Raw genomic sequence first — 1,442 nt, 5'->3', positions numbered from 1 at the left:
GCCTTCGAGAAAGCGCGCCACCCGCGCCGGCCCATCCAGGCGTTCGCCGGGGTGGTCGAGGCGCTCAAGGTAGTCGAGCAGGGCGATGGCATCTTCCAGCCCCGGCGTGTCGTACAGCTCCAGCAACGGCTCGCCGTCGACCGACAGCCGTGCGCCTTCGACATGGCGCGTGGTGCTGGGACGATGGGACACTTCACCAAAACCGACATCTCGGGTCAGGGTCCGCAGCAACGAGGTTTTGCCGACATTGGTATGGCCCACCACGGCCAGCGTCAGTGGCTTAGTCATGGCCTGTCTCCAGCCAGTTCAGGGGGGCGCTGGCGGCGAACGGTAAACCCAGTTTCTCCAGCGCCGTGTGCCAGTCGCCCAGGCGATCAGCGTCCAGTGCCTGGCCGGGGGGGGCTTGCAGTAGCCATATGCGGGTTTCGCGGGCACTGCGGGCCAGTTCGCCGATCAGCGCCAGGCTGCCACGGTCCGGCGAGCGTCGCGGGTCGCAGGCAATGGCCAGGCGCGCCGGGGGGAAACGGGTCATTTGTTCGAGCAGTTTTTGCCTGGATTCGCGGCTGTCGAGAATGCCCGCATCCTTGACCGTAGCCGGCAACGTGGGTGGCCAAGGGTGTTGATCGTCCAGCTCGATGGCCACGATCAAGGCGCCATCGGTGTGCAGGTCGCTGTGCCCGGCCTGCACGTTATGCAACTGCTCGGGGGCTATGTCATTTACGCCCAGGCGCTCGCTGCTGGGCATCAGACGCTCGCGCAGCTGGCTGTAACCGGGCAGATTAAGGTCAAGTTGCAGTGCGTTGCGCCCGGCATTCCAGCGCCACAGGCAGAATGCCGCCAGTAGCAGACGCGGAATCACCCCGTAAATAAGGACCACGCCCACCAGCCAGACTGCCCATGCCTGACGCACCAGTTCATTGTCATAGAGGTTGGTGTCGTTGCTGATGCGGATCATCTCCACGGTGGGTACGCTCATGCCCAGCCAGTTGGGCAGGGCGCCAAGGGCGCGGGTGGCGGCGACAAACACATCGGCACCAAGAATCGTGGTTTCCCAGATAAACCCGTAACGGCGGGTGGCCATTAGCAGCAGCATCATCACCAACGCGCTGAGCATCGCCAGCAACCACAGGCCGTTGACCAGCGTGCCGAGTGCCCAGCGATTGAGCTTGCGCCGTTGCAGCAACAGCAATAAGGCGGGGGCCAGTTGTGCGGCCTTGGCGTCGCGGGCGAGTTTTTCGCTGAGCCACAGCCACAGGCGGCCGAGGCTGGCGCCGTGTTCACCGGCAAACAGCAGGCCCAGCGCCCAGCTCAACAGCAGGATCAGATTGAGGCCAAGCAGGCTGCCCAGCGCCCAGAACACATTGACCGGGGTTTGCCCGTCGCCCAGGGCAGCAAAGGCCAGACCGGCGCCGCTGAGCACCGCCAGTACGGCCAGTACCAGC

2 protein-coding genes are annotated in these 1,442 nt (G+C 64.9%); both read right to left on the bottom strand.

Annotation, left to right across the window (positions count from 1 at the left end; genetic code table 11):
- A partial coding sequence (locus tag GHO42_RS02975; protein ID WP_178114887.1) for a GTPase domain-containing protein occupies nucleotides 1-288 on the bottom strand: 288 nt, incomplete at its 3' end.
- The coding region (locus tag GHO42_RS02970; RefSeq protein ID WP_153384106.1) for a DUF2868 domain-containing protein at nucleotides 281-1,442 on the bottom strand (1,162 nt) is incomplete at its 5' end. The genes GHO42_RS02970 and GHO42_RS02975, both read right to left, overlap by 8 nt.

The sequence above is a fragment of the Pseudomonas sp. FSL R10-0056 genome, assembly GCF_009600105.1.
Lineage (GTDB): Bacteria > Pseudomonadota > Gammaproteobacteria > Pseudomonadales > Pseudomonadaceae > Aquipseudomonas > Aquipseudomonas bubulae.
The sequence above is the reverse complement of the archived record's forward strand: the minus strand, read 5'-3'. Positions and strand labels throughout refer to the sequence as shown.